The sequence below is a fragment of the Caulobacter sp. Root343 genome (assembly GCF_001425745.1).
GTDB lineage: Bacteria > Pseudomonadota > Alphaproteobacteria > Caulobacterales > Caulobacteraceae > Caulobacter.
This window is the reverse complement of the sequence record NZ_LMDF01000007.1, coordinates 231,443-245,916: the sequence shown is the minus strand read 5'-3', so window position 1 is coordinate 245,916 and position 14,474 is coordinate 231,443. Positions and strand designations below refer to the sequence as shown.

Genomic DNA, 14,474 nt, shown 5'->3' with positions numbered 1-14,474 from the left:
CCTGACATCCACCACCAAAGGAGAAGTACCGATGCAACGTGCTGAATCTATCCTTGGCAGCACCGTGAAGGACCGGATCACCGGCTTCTCGGGCGTAGCCACCAGCTACACCACCTACCTGACCGGCTGTAACCGCGTCGGCGTGACGCCGACCGTCGATGCCGATGGCAAGACCCGCGAAGACGCTTGGTTCGACGAACAGCGCCTCGATGTGATCGCGGACAAGGACAAGGTCGTCCTGGACAACAGCGCCGCTGGCTTCGGCGCAACGCCTCGCCGCCAGGCCGACCCGCCGGCGCGCTAGCCCCACCCGGCCCGGCTCCCACCGCCGGCGCCGCACCTGCCCAGGCCGATACGGCGGCACCCTGTCGGCCTGGGCCCTTTCTTTCCGCAACCGCCACAAGGACGCCCCCTATGGCCACCGACACCGCCAACAACGAAACCCGCAAGCCAAACCCGGTCGACATCCACGTCGGGGGTCGCATCCGCATGCAGCGCCGCCTGCTGGGTCTCGGCCAGGACGCGCTAGCCGCGCCGCTCGGCCTGACCTTCCAGCAGGTCCAGAAGTACGAGAACGGCGCCAACCGCGTCAGCGCCTCCAAGCTCTGGGACATCGCCCGCACCCTGCAGGTCCCGATCTCCTACTTCTTCGAAGGCCTGGACGACGCTGCGTCGACGGCGCAATCGGCGACGATCGACAACCCCGCCCAGCAGCTGGTCTCGGTCGCCGGCGGAGTCGAGATGGCCAAGGCCTTCGTCGCCGCGCCCAGCCACGCGCGCCAGCACCTGATCGGCCTGGCCCGCGCCCTCTCGGGCGACGCCTCGGGCAGCGCCCTGCAGGCGGCCTGACCATGGCCGTCCGCAAGTTCTCGGTGCTGGTGTCGCAGGTCGTCGAGGTGACGATCGACGACAGCAAGCTGGACGAAGCCTTCATGGCCGAGTTCAGGGCCAGCCACTACCAGTTCGATACCGTCGAGCAGCACGCGGAGCATATCGCTCAGCTGGCGGCGCGCGGGCTGATCGATATGGGGCCGAACCCCTTCGTCGAGGGCTACGGTCCGCTGGTCGAGGTCGGCGTCGAGTACGGCTGCCGCAACGCCAACACCGAGCTGTTGGGGGACCTGTGATGGCCAAGCGCCGCCTCGTCTACCCTGACCCGCGCCTGCTGCCGGTCGCGCGCTGGACGCCGGCGCGCAAGGACGAGCTGCTGCTGGCCGAGCGCCGGGGCGAGCTGTCGGCCGACCAGATCACCAGGGCGCACAAGATCTCGCCCGAGGAGTGGGAGAGCTGGCGCGCCCACGCCGATCGCTACGGCCGCAAGGGCCTGAAGGTCACCGCCCTGCAGGCGTTCCGCGCATGAAACCCGCGCCCGCCTACACCACCCTGGCCGACGTCCAGGCCGGCGACCGCATCGGCGCCGGCTCGGACGAGCGCCGCGAGGCCAACGCCACGCCGGCCATCAACCGCTTCGCCTGGGCGGTGAAGGATCTCCGCGCCCTGGGTCTCGCCGGCTCCTGGACCGTCCGCCTGCGCGACGGCGACCAGTCCGCCGCCCTGATCATCGAAATGCACGACGACGCCACGGCCGAGCAGGCCAGCGACGCCATCTGGGGAGACATGAAGTCATGAAGATCCAACACGACTTTGCCCTGGGCATGTCGTCGATCAAGACCAGCGCGATGCTGTTGGGGGTCACCGACTGGCAGGCCTTCCTGGACCAGGTGAACTTCGCCGAAGGCGCGGGTGCGGTCCTGAACCCCAGCACGTTCCTAGCCATTCAGCGTGACCCGCAATTCAAGGTGAAGGTGCGCCTGGCGAAAGCCGCCCAGGTCTTCCTGACCGAGTATCACGCCTGCGCCGCCGAGATCCTGGCGCAGTCGCCGGCCGCCTGACCCACCCATCCCCACGCGCCCGGGGGATGGCGGGCGCAGGAGAGACCACTATGAGCACGAACAGCGCGGTGCGCTTCATCTTGATCGGCGTCAGCGCCGTGGCCCTGCTGGGCTTCGTCGGATGTCACTCGACGACCGTCGAGCCGGGCAGTGTCGGCGTGAAGTTCCGCGCCTTCCCGACCGGCGGCGCGCCCGGCGTGGCCGCCGACGCCCTTGCCACCGGCTGGCACCTGCGCATGCCCGGTGAGCGCATCTTCCAGTATCCGGTGATCGAACGCCAATACAGCTACACCCGCGAGACCAACGGTGATGGCGGCGAAAACGAGGAGCTGGTCTTCGTCGACAAGAACGGCCTGGAGATCAAGGGCGACATCAATATCGGCGTCCGCGTCCTGCCGACGGCCGCGCCCAGCGTCTACACCAAGTACCGGGCCAACCTGGACTACCTGCTGGAGAACCAGATCCGCAACGCGGTCCGCACGGCCGTGGCGCGGTCGGCGGCCACCATGCCCGTCGAGTCGATGCTGGGCGGCGGCTACCAGAAGATCGCCCGCGACGCCTTCAGCGAGGTCTCGAACCGCTGGCGCGGCGACGGCATCGAGATCACCCGGCTGGAATGGTCGGGCGCGCCGCGTTTCCCCGAGGTCGTGACGACGTCGATCCTGGCGCGGGCCCGGGCGGACCAGGACGTTCAGAAGGCCAACGCCGAGGCCGCTGTGGCCGAGGCGGAGAAGCGCCGCAAGGTCGCCGAGGCCGAGGGTGACGCCCAGGCGCTGACCATCCGCGGCCAGGCCCTGCGCGCCAATCCGCAGATCATGCAGCAGCAGGCCATCGCCAAGTGGGACGGTGTGTTGCCGCGCGTCACCTCGGGCGCCGTGCCCTTCATCAAGATCGACTGATCTCCCCTTCCCCGCGGCCGGCGCTAGACGCCGGCCGCCCCGGAGTCCTGCGCCGATGGCCAGCAAGATCGAATGGACGGACGAGACCTGGAACCCCGTCGTGGGCTGCCAGGTCGTCAGCCCGGGCTGCAAGCACTGCTACGCTATGAAGATGGCCGGCCGCCTCGAGGCGATCGGCGTCCCGCACTACGCGGGCACGACCATGAAGACCAAGGCCGGGTTCGTCTGGACCGGCAAGATGGCCGCCGCGCCCGACGAGGTCGTCTTCAAGCCGCTTCGCTGGCGCCGGCCGCGCAGGATCTTCGTCAACAGCATGAGCGACCTGTTCGCCGAAGGCGTGCCGATCGCGCTGATCGACAAGGTCTGGGCGGTCATGGCCGCGACGCCGCACCATACCTATCAGATCCTGACTAAGCGCGCGGACGCCATGCGCGAGTACGTCGCCGGCCTGTTCACGCCCGTCGGCCTGGACCGCTTGCTTTTTACCTGGGTCGATCATCCCACCGGCCGTCGCCAGCTGATCGACCTGGTCGACGCCGGGCTGCTGGCCAGCCCGCTCCCGAACGTCTGGCTGGGAGTCTCCGTCGAAGACCAGGCTCGGATCGTCCGCGTCGTCGACCTTCTCCAAACGCCGGCAGCCAAGCGTATCGTGTCGGCTGAACCCCTGCTGGAGGGGCTGGATTTCACCAGGATCTCGACGCTGCGCTTCCGAGGCGCGGAGGTTTTGAACGCGCTGACCGGCGAGCTGAGCGGTATGTTTGGCGACTACTGTCCCACACGGCTGCCGCCGCTCGACCAGGTGATCGTCGGCGGCGAAAGCGGTGCTGACTCCCGACCGATGCACCCCGACTGGCCGCGCAAGATCCGCTCCGACTGCGAGCGAGCCAGCGTCGCCTTTTTCTTCAAACAGTGGGGCTCCTTCAAGGAAGCCTTCCACGACGAGGACGGCCCCAAGGTCGACATCGTCGACGCTGACGACGACGCAGCCGACAGCATCATGTCGCTCTTCGCCGGTCGGGAGACCGCCTTCGTCAGCGCCGACGGGCGCACCTTTCGAGGGCACCACCTGAACCTGCCGGAGGGCGTCGCCTGGCGCCTGATGGTCAAGGCGTCGAAGGGCGGCAACGGGCGTCTCCTGGACGGCCGCGAGCACAACGATATGCCGGAGATGGCCCATGGTTGACCGCCCGATCCTGTTCTCGGGCCCGATGGTCCGCGCCATCCAGTCCGACATCAAGGGCCAGACCCGCCGGGTCATGAAGCCGGCTCCCGGCAAGCAGTCCGCTTGGCTGACCCCGGAGAAGCTGCAGAGGGCGCCTACGGCGACCATGGCCGTCAACCCGGCCGACAGCCGGGTCGGCGCGCAGCTCGAGCACCCGAAGGGCGGGCCGCTGACCTGGGTCAAGTGCCCGTACGGCAACGTCGGCGACCGTCTCTGGGTGCGCGAGGAGCTGCGGCGCAGCACCATCGGCCACTGGGTCTACGGCGCCGACGAGCAGGCGATCTCAATGCGCCACACCGACCCGCGCGCGAAGGAAATGGTCGCCTGGGCGCATCACAAGGAGGGCAACCGCTGCCCGCCCATGCACATGCCGCACTGGGCCAGCCGCCTGACGCTGGAGATCACCGGCCTGCGGGTCGAGCGCCTGCGCGCGATCACCGAGGCCGACGCCGAGGCCGAAGGCGTCCGTGAGGCCAGCCTGGGCGATCCCCACGTCATCAGCCCGGACTATGTCGGCCCCCTGCCCCGCGTCACTGCCCCGGCCCTGGTGCTGTGGGAATTCCTCTGGCGGTCGATCAACGGCGACGAGTCCTGGGACGCCAATCCGTGGGTCTGGGTGGTCGAGTTCAAGCGGGTGCAGCCGTGAAACTGCTCCGCCGCTTTCTTCGCGTCGAGACGATCGGTTTTGGCAAGCCCTACCGGACAGCCCTGCTGCTCGGCCGCTTCCGCCTTCACGTCTTCCACCGAGGCGACCAGGATCCCGACCCCCACACGCACCCGTGGTCGTTCTGGACCTTTCCGCTGACCTCATACCTTGAGGAGGTCTTCGACCCGACCTCGGGCCTCAAGTACCTGAACGTGGTCCGGGCCTGGCGGCCGCACTTCCGGCCGGCGGAATACGCTCACCGGGTCCTGGGCCGCTATGCCCTGGGCCAGATGCTGGAAGTCGAAGGCCGCCGCTTCGAGATCCCCACCGTCCGGCCGGGCAAGATCATCACCCTGGTCTGGCGCGGCGCGCACAACGACACGCCGTGGGGCTTCTGGATCACGCGCATCAGCGCCGCCGAGCGCCGTCTGAAGGCCCTTGGGGAGGCCACCACCATCGATTTCGTGCTCGTCCATTGGCGAGCCTATGTCTTCGGAGAACAGCGATGAACGCTGAAACCATCATCCGTCTGACGGGCATATCGCTCGACGACAAGATGCGTCTTCTGGGAGCTGAGCGGGTCAAGATTCACTCGGACAACGGCTGGTGGAGGTCCGATAGGGCCGGGTACACCGATCAAGCCAACGCCGCGATCTACAGCGGCGCCGACGCCTACGAGGCGACGGGCCACTGCGGCCCTGAGAAGCACGTCGCCTACTACATCCAACCCAAGCAGGACCCGGTAACCACTCCGGCCCAGGTGCTGGTTCCGGTGGAGCCTCCCGTCGAACTTCTGGTGTCGATGGCGATCCGGCAGGACCACGGCCTGGGCGTGCCTGGCTACTACGACCAGCCGATCTTCGGGGGCGAGAACATCGGGCACGAGGCCAGGATGCGTTCCGCTATCGGCGATATGCGCAAGCTCTACGAAGAGGTGGTCGGCGCCGGCTTCTACTCACCTGAACACGCCGAGCGATACCGCGCGCTCGCGCCGTCGGATGACGGGGGCGTCGGATGAGAGACGCCGATATTGCCAACAGCGCCCGTACCGGCGGCAGGAACCACTGGTCCGCCGAGGAGCAACGGGTGCTCGAGGAGCAGTGGGACCGCCTGTGCCAAACGCTCCCCGACCGGCGCCCTGCCGCTATCGCCCAGCGCCTGGTCAAGTTTGAGAAGGGCGAGCTATGAGCGTCACGTCCGAACGCGCCGCCGAGATCGACGCACTGATCCGGAGACTGTCGCCGCCGGAAGTCCTGGACCTCGCCGTCCGACTCGCCGGCGAGGCCGGCTACACCTTGACCGCGCGCCCGGCCCGGCCGGATTTCTCGCACCTGAGGGGCGCACAAGGTGGGCTCGGCCGCCCCCTCCCCGCATTGCGGAAGGCCTGGGCCGCGTCCCCAGTGCAATTCGGCCTCGAGGCGCACCGGCTCCTGCGGACCTGCGAATGGGCGATAGCGGTGCTGATGGCGCGGCACGTCAACGCGGGTCATGACGACTTTCGCAACGCCGACGCCTTGGTCGAGACGATCACGGTCTTCTGTGACGTCGGCGACGCCGCTGGGTGGTTCACGGCCGCAAATCGCCCAGGAACCCTGACTGCCGACGAAGCCATGGGGTGGCTGGCGGCGCGGCCGATCTACGAGCTCAGCCACGGCTACGACGACCCCGAAGATGAGGGGTCCTGGCGCGTCCACCGCGTCAACGGCGGCGTGAACGATCGGGAGTGGACCCTAGTCGCGACCGGATCGACACCCCTCTACGCGATCCAGGCCGCGGCGGAGAAGGCCGATGCGTGACTACGACATCGACACGGCCGCAAAGATGGTGCTGTTCGGCTGCTTTGGCGCTGTCGCCGTTGTCGGCTATTTCACGCTCGTCGTCCCCTCCAGGATGGAGGAAGCGCGGTCGGCCGTCGCCCAACGCGGCTACGTCGTCCAGCAGTTCCAGGAAGCCCCCTTCGGCTTCTGCGGCAAGAACCGCACCGCCTACATCTGGCGCTCGCGCCAGGCGCGCGGCAAGGTCTGCGTCGGCGGCTTCCTCGGGCCCAGCGTCAGCGTGTGGCGATGAGCGATCTCTTGACCGAGACCGGCGCCCTCTTCTCGGACTGCGGGACATGGCGCGTGGCCCTGTGGCGAATCTGGGATAGCAGCCGGCCGCCGTTGGCCGCCGTAATGCTGAACCCGTCCAAGGCCGGCGCGGTCGAGAGCGATCCGACGGTCACGCGGCAGCTGACCCGCGCCCACCAGGGCGGTTACGGCAGCCTGTGGGTGTTCAACGCCCACGGCTACGTCGAGACCTATCCGGCCGAGATGAAGAAGCGGCTGAAGCAAGGTTTCGACATCGTCGGACCCGACACCATGGCGTACCTGCGCCTCGGCCTGGGCATGATCCGCGACGCCGGCGGCCTGGTCTACGTGGGCTGGGGCGTCGACGGCGGTATCGTCGGCCAGGACCGCACGATCTCCGCCCTGGCGGCCGAACTGGGCGTCCAGTTGCACTGTCTCAAGGTGCTGCCTGGCGGTCAGCCTGGCCATCCCCTCTACCTGCCCTATTCCGCAAAATTCCAGCCATGGAGCGCCCCGTGAGCCTCCGATACGTGACCATCGAAAAGTTCTCGGACGAGACCGGCTATACGGAGCGCGCGATCGAGACCAAGATCCACCGGGGCGTCTGGCTGGAAAACAAGCAGTGGCGTAAGGCGCCCGACGGCCGAATCCTCATCGACACGCAAGGGTATGAACAATGGGTCGAAGGGCAACGGGGACCGTCGAGCCGCGCCAGAACTGCATCCGCCTGAAGTTCACGCACCACGGGGAGCGCCTGGTCGAGACGCTGGACCTGAAGCCCACGCCCGCCAACATCAAGGCGGCCGGGACGCTCCTAGCCCGAATCCAGGCGGCGATCACCGCCGGTGTATACCGCCGAGAAGACTTCTTCGAAACGCCCGGCGCGCCGGCGGCCGAGCTGACCTTCGGTGTCTATGCCGAGCAGTGGCTGGAAACCCTGACCGTCGATTTCGGCACGTTCAAGCACTACAAAGGCGCCATCAACAACGTCTGGACGCCCGCGCTCGGCGCCAAGGTGCTCACGCGGCTGCTGCCGTCGGACATCAAGAAGGTCGTGGCCGCCCGCGTCCAGGAAGTCTCGGGCAAGACCGTCAACAACGACCTGATCCCGCTCCGAGGGGTCCTGGATTCAGCCGTCGACGATGGCCTGATCCCCGCCAGCCCGGCCGTCCGGATCAAGAACCAGAAGCATCAGAAGCCTGTGCCCGATCCCTTCACGGTCGAGGAGATGGAAGCGATCCTGGCGGCGCTGAAGGAACGAGAGCCCGTCGAGGTCTGGGCCTATTTCGAATTCGCCTTCTGCACCGGCCTGCGCCCGAGCGAACTCATCGTGGTGAAGTGGGGCAAGGTGGACTGGGGCCGGTCTCAGATCAGGATCGACGCCGCCAGAACCTACAGCCGCGAGAAGGGCACCAAGACCAGCACGATCCGGGACGTCGACCTGACCCCGCGGGCGGTCGCCGCGCTGGTCGCCATGAAGCCGATCAGCTTCATGAAGGGTGTCGACGGGCCGATCTTCCGCAATCCGGCCACCGGCCAGCCCTGGGCCACGGACGAGTACCAGCGGACCACCTATTTCACGCCGACCTTGAAGCGCCTGGGCATCCGCCACCGGGGCGCGGTGCAAACTCGCCATACCTATGCGACGACCGCGCTGATGGGCGGGGTCAACCCTGCCTACATCGCTCGGCAGATGGGCCACGCGACGACGGCGATGCTTTTCAACGTCTATTCGAAGTGGATCGACTCGGCCGACGGCGGTCGCGAGGCCGCCAAAATGGCGGCTCTACATCAGCCCGAAAAGTCCCCGAATTGTCCCCAAAAAGCGGTGAATGATTGATTTTCTTCACTAATTTTGGTGCGGATGAGAGGACTCGAACCTCCACGCCTCTCGGCGCTAGAACCTAAATCTAGTGCGTCTACCAGTTTCGCCACATCCGCGTTCGACGGGGATTACGAGCTCGGACCTCGACGCGCAAGCCCGCTCAGCGGTTTGCGTACAGCTGGGCCAGGACGCCGGGCGCCAGGCCCGGCAGATCCTCGGCGATCAGGCCAGGACCACGGCGGGCGCCGCACGCGGCATGGATCCAGGCCCCGGCGCAGGCCGCCTCGAAGCTCTCCATCCCCTGGGCGATCAGGCCGCCGATGAAACCCGCCAACACGTCGCCCGACCCCGCCGTGGCCAGCCAAGGCGTTCCGTTCAACGACACCGCCGCCCGACCGTCCGGCGCGGCGATCACGGTGTCGGCGCCCTTCAGCAGAACCACGGCGCCCGCCAGCCCAGCCGCCTCGCGCGCGGCGGCGATCCGCTCGGGCGACTTCGCCAGCAATCCGGGAAAGATCCGCTCGAACTCGCCTGGATGCGGCGTCAGCACGTCGTCACGGTCCAGGCAGGCGAAAAGCGCCTCGGGATCGTGGCGGAAGCTGGTCAGGGCGTCGGCGTCGACGATCAGGGCCGCGCCGGTGCGGGCCAGGGCCTGCAGGTTACGAGCGGTCGCCTCCCCCACCCCGGCCGCCGGGCCAATGATCACGGCGTCGGCCTGCTCCGCCGCCGTGGCGAGATCGGCCTCCGATTCGAACGGCGCCAGCATCACCGCTTCCAGATGCGCGGCATTCACGGCCAGCGCGTTCGGCGGCGACAGCAAGGTCACCGCGCCCGCGCCGATCCGCAAAGCCCCGCGCGCCGAGAGCCGCGCCGCGCCGGTATTCCACGCCTCGCCGCTGACCACTTTCAGTCGCCCCCGGCTGTGCTTGTGGGCGTCGAGAACCGGCCAGGGAAAACGGCGCGCCCAAAGCTCGGGATCGTTCTCGAACAGCGCCGAGTCTTCAGTGGCCCAGAGGCCGATGTCGGCGACGACGATCTCCCCGCACGCCTTGCGGCCCTCGACCAGGACGTGGGCCCGCTTGCGCCGGTGGAAGGTCACGGTGAGTTCAGCGCTGAAGGCCAGATCGCCGATAGGACGACCGGTGTCGCCATGGACGCCTGACGGCGTGTCGACCGCCACCACGCTCAAGGACTTCTCCTGGCAGGCCCGCGCCAGTTGCGCGACCGCCCCCTCGAGCGGTCGCGAGAGGCCCGCGCCGAACAGCGCGTCTATATAGAGCGTGCCGATCGATAGCTCGGTCGACAGCGACCGGACCTCGCCCTTCCAGCGCGAGGCGGCCCAGCGGGCGGCGTCGGTGGCCGGCGGCGCCGCGGCCTCGACCACGACCCGCCAGCCGCGCCGACGCAGATGACGCGCCGCGACGTAGCCATCGCCGCCATTGTCGCCCGGCCCGCACCAGATCACCACGGGCCGATGGGCGTAGCGCGCCCGCACCGCCCTCGCGACGGCCTCGCCAGCTCGCTCCATCAGGACGGGCGTCGGCGTTCCCCGCAGGACGGCGGCGCGGTCGGCGGCGGCCATTTCGGCGACGGTCAGGATCTCTCGGGCCACGCGGTCTCTCTCAAAGCACTTGGCTTTGAGCTTCGCGTCCTTTCTCGACCAGGATCAAGCGTTCGCCGTCGATCTCGAAGATCGTGCGCGAGCAGTGGTCGGGTCGAAACGCAAGGACCTCGGCCGCGCCGGTGGCGACGGAAACCGCCGCGTTCAGGGCCACGAAATGGCTGAACACCGCCGCGCCGGCGTGCTCGCGCAAGGCGGCGGCGACGCTTCGGGTCCAGCCGATATAGTCGAGATCGCCGATCATCTCGTCCCAGCGACCACCAAAAGCTCGGCGCAACCAGTCTGGCCGCTCGGCCGCGCTCAATGCCGCCGGCGTGGGGATCTCGCCGACACGCGGGTCGATTTCGATCGGCACGCCCAAGGCGTCGGCCAGCGGCTCCGCCGTCTCGCGGCAACGGCGCAAGGGCGATGAGACGACCCGGGTCGGCCTCTGATCGGCGGGCAGGGCCAGGATCTCCCGGGCGACGGTCATCGCCTGGGCCAGCCCCATGCCGTCGAGACCGGGATCCTCGTCCTCGCCGCCCCAGGTCGCGGCCGGACGGCCGTGGCGAATGACAAGCACTCTATTCATGACGCGGGATCCGGGACGAAGAGGTTGCGGACGCCGTCGGGATGCAGCCCGACCGAACCGGTTCGCCCAACGCCCTCGCGGCTTTCGAGATCGCGCAGCACGACGGGATCATCGGGCGTCTGAGCGACGAAGCGGCGGCCTTGATCGTCTCGGCCGATGACGACGCCCATCCGCACGCCCTCACGACCGTGGACGGCGGTGTAGGTCTCGATCGTGGCCTTGCCCTCCGGCCGCTCGACGATCTCGGGGTGCGGCAGGGCGTCAATCCGTGCCTGTATCACCGACGGTGATTGGCGCTCCCAGCGGCCCTCGACCGGCTTGGTCGAATAGATTCCCACCGACTGCTTCGTCAGGAACCAGCCGTTGGCGGTCGTGAGGCCGTAGGCGCCGGGCCGCTCGCGCAGCTGAACCGCCATTTCGGCGATAGCGTGGAGGGCGTAGTTGTTCCCTGGCCCGCCGAAATACGGCAGACCGCCCGTCACTGTCAGGCCGCGCGGATCATCGAGCGCCAGGCCCAGTTCCTCGGCCCCGATCCGCACCGCGGACGGGAAGCAGGAATAAAGGTCGATCAGCGCGAGATCTTCGAGCCCGATACCCGCCATCTCCAGCGCCCGCTCGCCGGTCAGGCGCATGGCGGGGCTGGAATGATAGTTCTGACGCTCCAACGGATACCAGAGGTCAGAGGCGTCGGCGCAGCCGTGCAGGAACACCCAGCGATCCTCCGGCACGCCCAGCGCGCGGGCCTTGCGCACACTGGCGATCAGGACCGCCGCCGACTGGTCGACCTCCATGATCGCGTTCAGGTATTTCGGGTACGGAAAGCCGACCATCCGGTTGCGGTCGGTGACCGTGATCAGTTCCTCGGCCGAGCGTTCGGTCGGAAACCAGGCGTGCGGATTGGCGGCGGCCACCTTGGTGAACGGCGTGAACAGCGCGCCCAGTTGGTTCTGGTGGTCCTCGATCGACCGTCCATCACGCGCCCGCAGCGCGTTCTCGAACAACGGATAGGTGTTGACCGGATAACCCAGCCCATGGGCGGCCTCCTGCGCCGTCACGCCGGGACGTGGATCACCGATCCGCTGGGGCGCGCTGTCGAGGTCGTCGCCCCAGCCGTCGAAGCCCAGGCCACCCTTCATCCGCTTCATCAGCGAGCCGAGGAACTCGGCGCCGGCCACCAGCGCCAGGTCCGACTCGCCCCCGGCGATCCGCTCGCAGACGATGTTGACCGCCTGCTGCGGACTGTTGCCGCCGGTCTCGGTATAGACGCTCCAGCGCGGCCGGGCCGACAGCGCCCGGGCCAGCGAGGCCGGCGGGTCCGCCAGCCTGGGCAAGGGCAGCTTCGAAAGCCCTCCCGGCGCGTCGATGCTGAACGCCACGACCGCCAAAGCGTCGAGGTCGGCAAGAACCGACCCTTTCAAGCCCGCATCGAGAACCGCCCGTTCCGCCGCAAGTTTCAGCAGTTGCAGCGGAGACGGTGAATTTCCCGCATCGCCTCGATACGTGAATTGGCCCGCGCCGATCAAAACCGGCGTGTCGTCGCGCATCTCCACCCCCGTTCAAACGATCGTTGGGCGCGATCGTAGGCGCGAAACGGCGCATCGCAAGGCCATTTGGCGGCCATTCCGAAACTGCACATACTGAGGGCGCCAGGCGCCTAAAATTCGAACACATGCCTCGAACTCAATCGTTCGGTCAGGTTTGTCGCAGACCCTCGCTTGCGAGCCTCCGGACGGCGTGATGGTTGCGCGCTCAGTGAAGGCGGTTCGCCGCCGACGGGCCCGAAAGTGGAACCGATGAAGAAGATCGAAGCCGTCATCAAGCCGTTCAAGCTGGATGAGGTGAAGGAGGCCCTGCAGGACATGGGCGTCCAGGGCATGACCGTGCTCGAAGCCAAGGGCTATGGCCGTCAGAAAGGCCATACCGAACTGTATCGCGGCGCCGAGTACGTCGTCGACTTCCTTCCCAAGATCAAGGTCGAGGTGGTCGTCGAGGACAGCCAGCTGGAACCCGCGCTGGAAGCCATCACCCGAGCCGCCCGCACGGGTCGCATCGGCGACGGCAAGATTTTCGTGTCGGAGATCACGGAAGTGATCCGCATCCGAACCGGAGAAAACGGTCCCGCCGCCGTCTAGGCCGGACTGTCAACACTTACGAGAGCTTACAAAGGGGATACGGAATGACCACCGCCAAAGATATCCTGAACCTGATCAAGGAAAAGGACGTCAAGTACGTCGACGTCCGCTTCACCGACGTGCGCGGTAAGATGCAGCACGTCACGTTCGACATCGACTTGGTCGACGATGACTTCCTGAACGATGGCACGATGTTCGACGGCTCGTCGATCGCCGGCTGGAAGGCCATCAACGAGTCGGACATGAAGCTGCGGCCGGACCTGTCGAGCGCGATCATCGATCCGTTCTATCAGCAGACCACGCTGGCTCTGTTCTGCGACGTCGTGAACCCCGACAGCGGCACCCCCTACAACCGCGACCCGCGCTCGATCGCGAAGGCCGCGCTGAACTACGTCAAGTCGGCGGGCGTGGGCGACACCGTCTACTTCGGCCCGGAAGCCGAGTTCTTCATCTTCGACGACGTCCGCTGGTCGGTCTCGCCGAACAACACCGGCTATTCGTACGACTCCACCGAACTGCCGGTGAACTCGGCCAAGGAATACGCCGAAGGCAACATGGGCCACCGTCCGGGCCCCAAGGGCGGCTACTTCCCGGTGAATCCGGTCGACAGCTGCCAGGACCTGCGCGGCGAAATGCTGGCCGTCATGGGCGAGCTGGGCATGAAGCCGGAAAAGCACCACCACGAGGTGGCCCCGGCCCAGCACGAACTCGGCCTGAAGTTCGACACCATGGTCGTGATGGCCGACCGGATGCAGCTCTACAAGTACGTCATCCACAACGTCGCGGCCGCCTACGGCAAGACCGCCACCTTCATGGCCAAGCCGATGTTCGCCGACAACGGTTCGGGCATGCACGTGCACCAGTCGATCTGGCAGGACGGCAAGCCGCTGTTCGCCGGTGACAAGTACGCCGGCCTGTCGCAGGAATGCCTGTGGTACATCGGCGGCATCATCAAGCACGCCAAGGCCATCAACGCGTTCTCGAACTCGACGACGAACTCGTACAAGCGCCTGGTGCCCGGCTACGAAGCCCCGGTGAAGCTGGCCTACAGCTCGCGCAACCGTTCGGCCTCGATCCGCATCCCGCACGTCGACTCGCCGAAGGCCAAGCGTCTGGAAGCTCGCTTCCCCGATCCGATGGGCAACCCGTACCTGACCTTCGTCGCCCTGCTGATGGCCGGCCTGGACGGCATCATCAACAAGATCGATCCGGGCGCTCCGGCCGACAAGAACCTCTATGATCTGCCGCCCCGCGAGCAGAAGAAGATCCCGGAAGTCTGCGGTTCGCTGCGCGAAGCCCTGGAGAACCTGGACAAGGACCGCGCCTTCCTGAAGGCCGGCGGCGTCATGGACGACGACTTCATCGACAGCTACATCGAGCTGAAGATGGAAGAAGTGATGCGCCTGCAACTGCACCCGCACCCGGTCGAATTCGACATGTACTACAAGTGCTAATCGCGTAAGCGGCTAGATGAGGACGAGGGCCGGAGAGCGATCTCCGGCCCTTTTTCGTTGCGCCGCACAAGAAACGCCACGCGAAACCTGGGAATGACTTATTACTTACGAGCAGCGACTGAACAAAAATGTCGCAAGTTCGCAAC

At 67.2% G+C, this 14,474-nt stretch carries 22 protein-coding genes and 1 tRNA gene; 19 read left to right on the top strand and 4 right to left on the bottom strand.

From position 1 onward, the window contains the following. Nucleotides 1-31 precede the first annotated feature (31 nt). The 17 genes from ASC70_RS13760 (at nucleotide 32) to ASC70_RS13685 (ending at nucleotide 8,565) form a co-directional block, all read left to right on the top strand. Nucleotides 32-304, top strand: coding sequence for a hypothetical protein (locus tag ASC70_RS13760; RefSeq protein ID WP_056050966.1), 273 nt, complete (start codon nucleotides 32-34; stop codon nucleotides 302-304). 110 nt (nucleotides 305-414) lie between these two features. Further along, nucleotides 415-849 (top strand): helix-turn-helix domain-containing protein, encoded by a 435-nt coding sequence (locus ASC70_RS13755; RefSeq protein WP_056050964.1) that lies wholly within the window; start codon nucleotides 415-417, stop codon nucleotides 847-849. A 2-nt stretch (nucleotides 850-851) separates the two neighbouring features. Further along, on the top strand, nucleotides 852-1,127 hold the full coding sequence (locus ASC70_RS13750; RefSeq protein ID WP_056050963.1) for a hypothetical protein: 276 nt from the start codon (nucleotides 852-854) through the stop codon (nucleotides 1,125-1,127). Next, nucleotides 1,127-1,360: a DUF1153 domain-containing protein gene (locus ASC70_RS13745; RefSeq protein ID WP_056050961.1), complete on the top strand. Its 234-nt coding sequence runs from the start codon at nucleotides 1,127-1,129 to the stop codon at nucleotides 1,358-1,360. Before ASC70_RS13750 ends, ASC70_RS13745 begins: the two co-directional genes overlap by 1 nt. Continuing rightward, nucleotides 1,357-1,629 carry a hypothetical protein gene (locus ASC70_RS13740; protein WP_056050959.1) on the top strand — a complete coding sequence of 91 codons (273 nt, stop codon included), beginning with the start codon at nucleotides 1,357-1,359 and terminating at the stop codon, nucleotides 1,627-1,629. Before ASC70_RS13745 ends, ASC70_RS13740 begins: the two co-directional genes overlap by 4 nt. Beyond that, the gene (locus ASC70_RS13735; protein ID WP_056050958.1) at nucleotides 1,626-1,892 is read left to right on the top strand and encodes a hypothetical protein; all 267 of its coding nucleotides are present in this window, start codon (nucleotides 1,626-1,628) and stop codon (nucleotides 1,890-1,892) included. The genes ASC70_RS13740 and ASC70_RS13735 overlap by 4 nt, the downstream gene beginning before the upstream one ends. Before the next feature lie 50 nt (nucleotides 1,893-1,942). Next, nucleotides 1,943-2,791: an SPFH domain-containing protein gene (locus tag ASC70_RS13730; protein WP_056050956.1), complete on the top strand. Its 849-nt coding sequence runs from the start codon at nucleotides 1,943-1,945 to the stop codon at nucleotides 2,789-2,791. Between the two features lie 55 nt (nucleotides 2,792-2,846). Further along, the gene (locus ASC70_RS13725) at nucleotides 2,847-3,974 is read left to right on the top strand and encodes a phage Gp37/Gp68 family protein (protein WP_056050953.1); all 1,128 of its coding nucleotides are present in this window, start codon (nucleotides 2,847-2,849) and stop codon (nucleotides 3,972-3,974) included. Next, nucleotides 3,967-4,659 (top strand): hypothetical protein, encoded by a 693-nt coding sequence (locus ASC70_RS13720; protein WP_056050951.1) that lies wholly within the window; start codon nucleotides 3,967-3,969, stop codon nucleotides 4,657-4,659. Before ASC70_RS13725 ends, ASC70_RS13720 begins: the two co-directional genes overlap by 8 nt. Continuing rightward, a complete protein-coding gene (locus ASC70_RS13715) occupies nucleotides 4,656-5,168 on the top strand; it encodes a hypothetical protein (protein ID WP_056050950.1) in 513 nt (170 codons plus the stop codon). Before ASC70_RS13720 ends, ASC70_RS13715 begins: the two co-directional genes overlap by 4 nt. Next, on the top strand, nucleotides 5,165-5,677 hold the full coding sequence (locus ASC70_RS13710) for a hypothetical protein (protein WP_056050947.1): 513 nt from the start codon (nucleotides 5,165-5,167) through the stop codon (nucleotides 5,675-5,677). Before ASC70_RS13715 ends, ASC70_RS13710 begins: the two co-directional genes overlap by 4 nt. Continuing rightward, complete coding sequence (locus ASC70_RS24990; protein ID WP_156396204.1) at nucleotides 5,674-5,847, top strand: hypothetical protein; 174 nt, start codon at nucleotides 5,674-5,676, stop codon at nucleotides 5,845-5,847. Before ASC70_RS13710 ends, ASC70_RS24990 begins: the two co-directional genes overlap by 4 nt. Beyond that, a complete protein-coding gene (locus ASC70_RS13705) occupies nucleotides 5,844-6,455 on the top strand; it encodes a hypothetical protein (protein ID WP_056050945.1) in 612 nt (203 codons plus the stop codon). Before ASC70_RS24990 ends, ASC70_RS13705 begins: the two co-directional genes overlap by 4 nt. Further along, entirely contained in the window at nucleotides 6,448-6,726 is a 279-nt protein-coding gene (locus ASC70_RS13700) for a hypothetical protein (RefSeq protein WP_056050942.1), read from the top strand. The genes ASC70_RS13705 and ASC70_RS13700 overlap by 8 nt, the downstream gene beginning before the upstream one ends. Next, the gene (locus tag ASC70_RS13695; RefSeq protein WP_056050940.1) at nucleotides 6,723-7,244 is read left to right on the top strand and encodes a DUF1643 domain-containing protein; all 522 of its coding nucleotides are present in this window, start codon (nucleotides 6,723-6,725) and stop codon (nucleotides 7,242-7,244) included. Before ASC70_RS13700 ends, ASC70_RS13695 begins: the two co-directional genes overlap by 4 nt. Then, nucleotides 7,241-7,456, top strand: a complete 216-nt coding sequence (locus ASC70_RS25195; protein WP_200940386.1) for an excisionase — start codon at nucleotides 7,241-7,243, stop codon at nucleotides 7,454-7,456. The genes ASC70_RS13695 and ASC70_RS25195 overlap by 4 nt, the downstream gene beginning before the upstream one ends. Next, on the top strand, nucleotides 7,402-8,565 hold the full coding sequence (locus ASC70_RS13685) for a site-specific integrase (RefSeq protein WP_056050937.1): 1,164 nt from the start codon (nucleotides 7,402-7,404) through the stop codon (nucleotides 8,563-8,565). The genes ASC70_RS25195 and ASC70_RS13685 overlap by 55 nt, the downstream gene beginning before the upstream one ends. A 16-nt stretch (nucleotides 8,566-8,581) precedes the next feature. On the opposite strand, the gene ASC70_RS13680 is transcribed toward ASC70_RS13685, so the two are convergent. The 4 genes from ASC70_RS13680 to ASC70_RS13665 all read right to left on the bottom strand — a co-directional run bounded on the left by ASC70_RS13680 (nucleotide 8,582) and on the right by ASC70_RS13665 (nucleotide 12,286). After that, nucleotides 8,582-8,666 (bottom strand) — tRNA-Leu (locus tag ASC70_RS13680). A gap of 44 nt (nucleotides 8,667-8,710) precedes the next feature. Further along, nucleotides 8,711-10,162, bottom strand: a complete 1,452-nt coding sequence (locus ASC70_RS13675) for a bifunctional ADP-dependent NAD(P)H-hydrate dehydratase/NAD(P)H-hydrate epimerase (protein ID WP_056050934.1) — start codon at nucleotides 10,160-10,162, stop codon at nucleotides 8,711-8,713. Between the two features lie 10 nt (nucleotides 10,163-10,172). Further along, nucleotides 10,173-10,742 carry a histidine phosphatase family protein gene (locus ASC70_RS13670; protein WP_056050932.1) on the bottom strand — a complete coding sequence of 190 codons (570 nt, stop codon included), beginning with the start codon at nucleotides 10,740-10,742 and terminating at the stop codon, nucleotides 10,173-10,175. Beyond that, nucleotides 10,739-12,286, bottom strand: coding sequence for an acetyl-CoA acetyltransferase (locus tag ASC70_RS13665; protein ID WP_056050930.1), 1,548 nt, complete (start codon nucleotides 12,284-12,286; stop codon nucleotides 10,739-10,741). The genes ASC70_RS13670 and ASC70_RS13665 overlap by 4 nt, the downstream gene beginning before the upstream one ends. 249 nt (nucleotides 12,287-12,535) lie before the next feature. Between ASC70_RS13665 and ASC70_RS13660 the strand changes: the two genes are divergently transcribed. Together ASC70_RS13660 and glnA are read left to right on the top strand one after the other, a co-directional pair. Continuing rightward, nucleotides 12,536-12,874, top strand: a complete 339-nt coding sequence (locus tag ASC70_RS13660) for a P-II family nitrogen regulator (protein WP_047405922.1) — start codon at nucleotides 12,536-12,538, stop codon at nucleotides 12,872-12,874. A gap of 44 nt (nucleotides 12,875-12,918) precedes the next feature. Next, nucleotides 12,919-14,328, top strand: coding sequence for a type I glutamate--ammonia ligase (glnA, locus tag ASC70_RS13655; RefSeq protein WP_047405923.1), 1,410 nt, complete (start codon nucleotides 12,919-12,921; stop codon nucleotides 14,326-14,328). The last annotated feature ends 146 nt before the right edge of the window (nucleotides 14,329-14,474 follow it).

What these genes read in the sequence shown, in the direction of transcription:
- ASC70_RS13720 (WP_056050951.1), top strand. Translation starts at nt 3,967, where the DNA reads ATGGTTGACCGCCCGATCCTGTTCTCGGGCCCGATGGTCCGCGCCATC.
- ASC70_RS13740 (WP_056050959.1), top strand. Translation starts at nt 1,357, where the DNA reads ATGAAACCCGCGCCCGCCTACACCACCCTGGCCGACGTCCAGGCCGGC.
- ASC70_RS13665 (WP_056050930.1), bottom strand. Translation starts at nt 12,286, where the DNA reads ATGCGCGACGACACGCCGGTTTTGATCGGCGCGGGCCAATTCACGTAT.
- ASC70_RS13750 (WP_056050963.1), top strand. Translation starts at nt 852, where the DNA reads ATGGCCGTCCGCAAGTTCTCGGTGCTGGTGTCGCAGGTCGTCGAGGTG.
- ASC70_RS13700 (WP_056050942.1), top strand. Translation starts at nt 6,448, where the DNA reads ATGCGTGACTACGACATCGACACGGCCGCAAAGATGGTGCTGTTCGGC.
- ASC70_RS13695 (WP_056050940.1), top strand. Translation starts at nt 6,723, where the DNA reads ATGAGCGATCTCTTGACCGAGACCGGCGCCCTCTTCTCGGACTGCGGG.
- glnA (WP_047405923.1), top strand. Translation starts at nt 12,919, where the DNA reads ATGACCACCGCCAAAGATATCCTGAACCTGATCAAGGAAAAGGACGTC.
- ASC70_RS13660 (WP_047405922.1), top strand. Translation starts at nt 12,536, where the DNA reads ATGAAGAAGATCGAAGCCGTCATCAAGCCGTTCAAGCTGGATGAGGTG.
- ASC70_RS13730 (WP_056050956.1), top strand. Translation starts at nt 1,943, where the DNA reads ATGAGCACGAACAGCGCGGTGCGCTTCATCTTGATCGGCGTCAGCGCC.
- ASC70_RS13725 (WP_056050953.1), top strand. Translation starts at nt 2,847, where the DNA reads ATGGCCAGCAAGATCGAATGGACGGACGAGACCTGGAACCCCGTCGTG.
- ASC70_RS13670 (WP_056050932.1), bottom strand. Translation starts at nt 10,742, where the DNA reads ATGAATAGAGTGCTTGTCATTCGCCACGGCCGTCCGGCCGCGACCTGG.
- ASC70_RS24990 (WP_156396204.1), top strand. Translation starts at nt 5,674, where the DNA reads ATGAGAGACGCCGATATTGCCAACAGCGCCCGTACCGGCGGCAGGAAC.
- ASC70_RS13705 (WP_056050945.1), top strand. Translation starts at nt 5,844, where the DNA reads ATGAGCGTCACGTCCGAACGCGCCGCCGAGATCGACGCACTGATCCGG.
- ASC70_RS13760 (WP_056050966.1), top strand. Translation starts at nt 32, where the DNA reads ATGCAACGTGCTGAATCTATCCTTGGCAGCACCGTGAAGGACCGGATC.
- ASC70_RS13685 (WP_056050937.1), top strand. Translation starts at nt 7,402, where the DNA reads ATGGGTCGAAGGGCAACGGGGACCGTCGAGCCGCGCCAGAACTGCATC.
- ASC70_RS13710 (WP_056050947.1), top strand. Translation starts at nt 5,165, where the DNA reads ATGAACGCTGAAACCATCATCCGTCTGACGGGCATATCGCTCGACGAC.
- ASC70_RS13745 (WP_056050961.1), top strand. Translation starts at nt 1,127, where the DNA reads ATGGCCAAGCGCCGCCTCGTCTACCCTGACCCGCGCCTGCTGCCGGTC.
- ASC70_RS13755 (WP_056050964.1), top strand. Translation starts at nt 415, where the DNA reads ATGGCCACCGACACCGCCAACAACGAAACCCGCAAGCCAAACCCGGTC.
- ASC70_RS13735 (WP_056050958.1), top strand. Translation starts at nt 1,626, where the DNA reads ATGAAGATCCAACACGACTTTGCCCTGGGCATGTCGTCGATCAAGACC.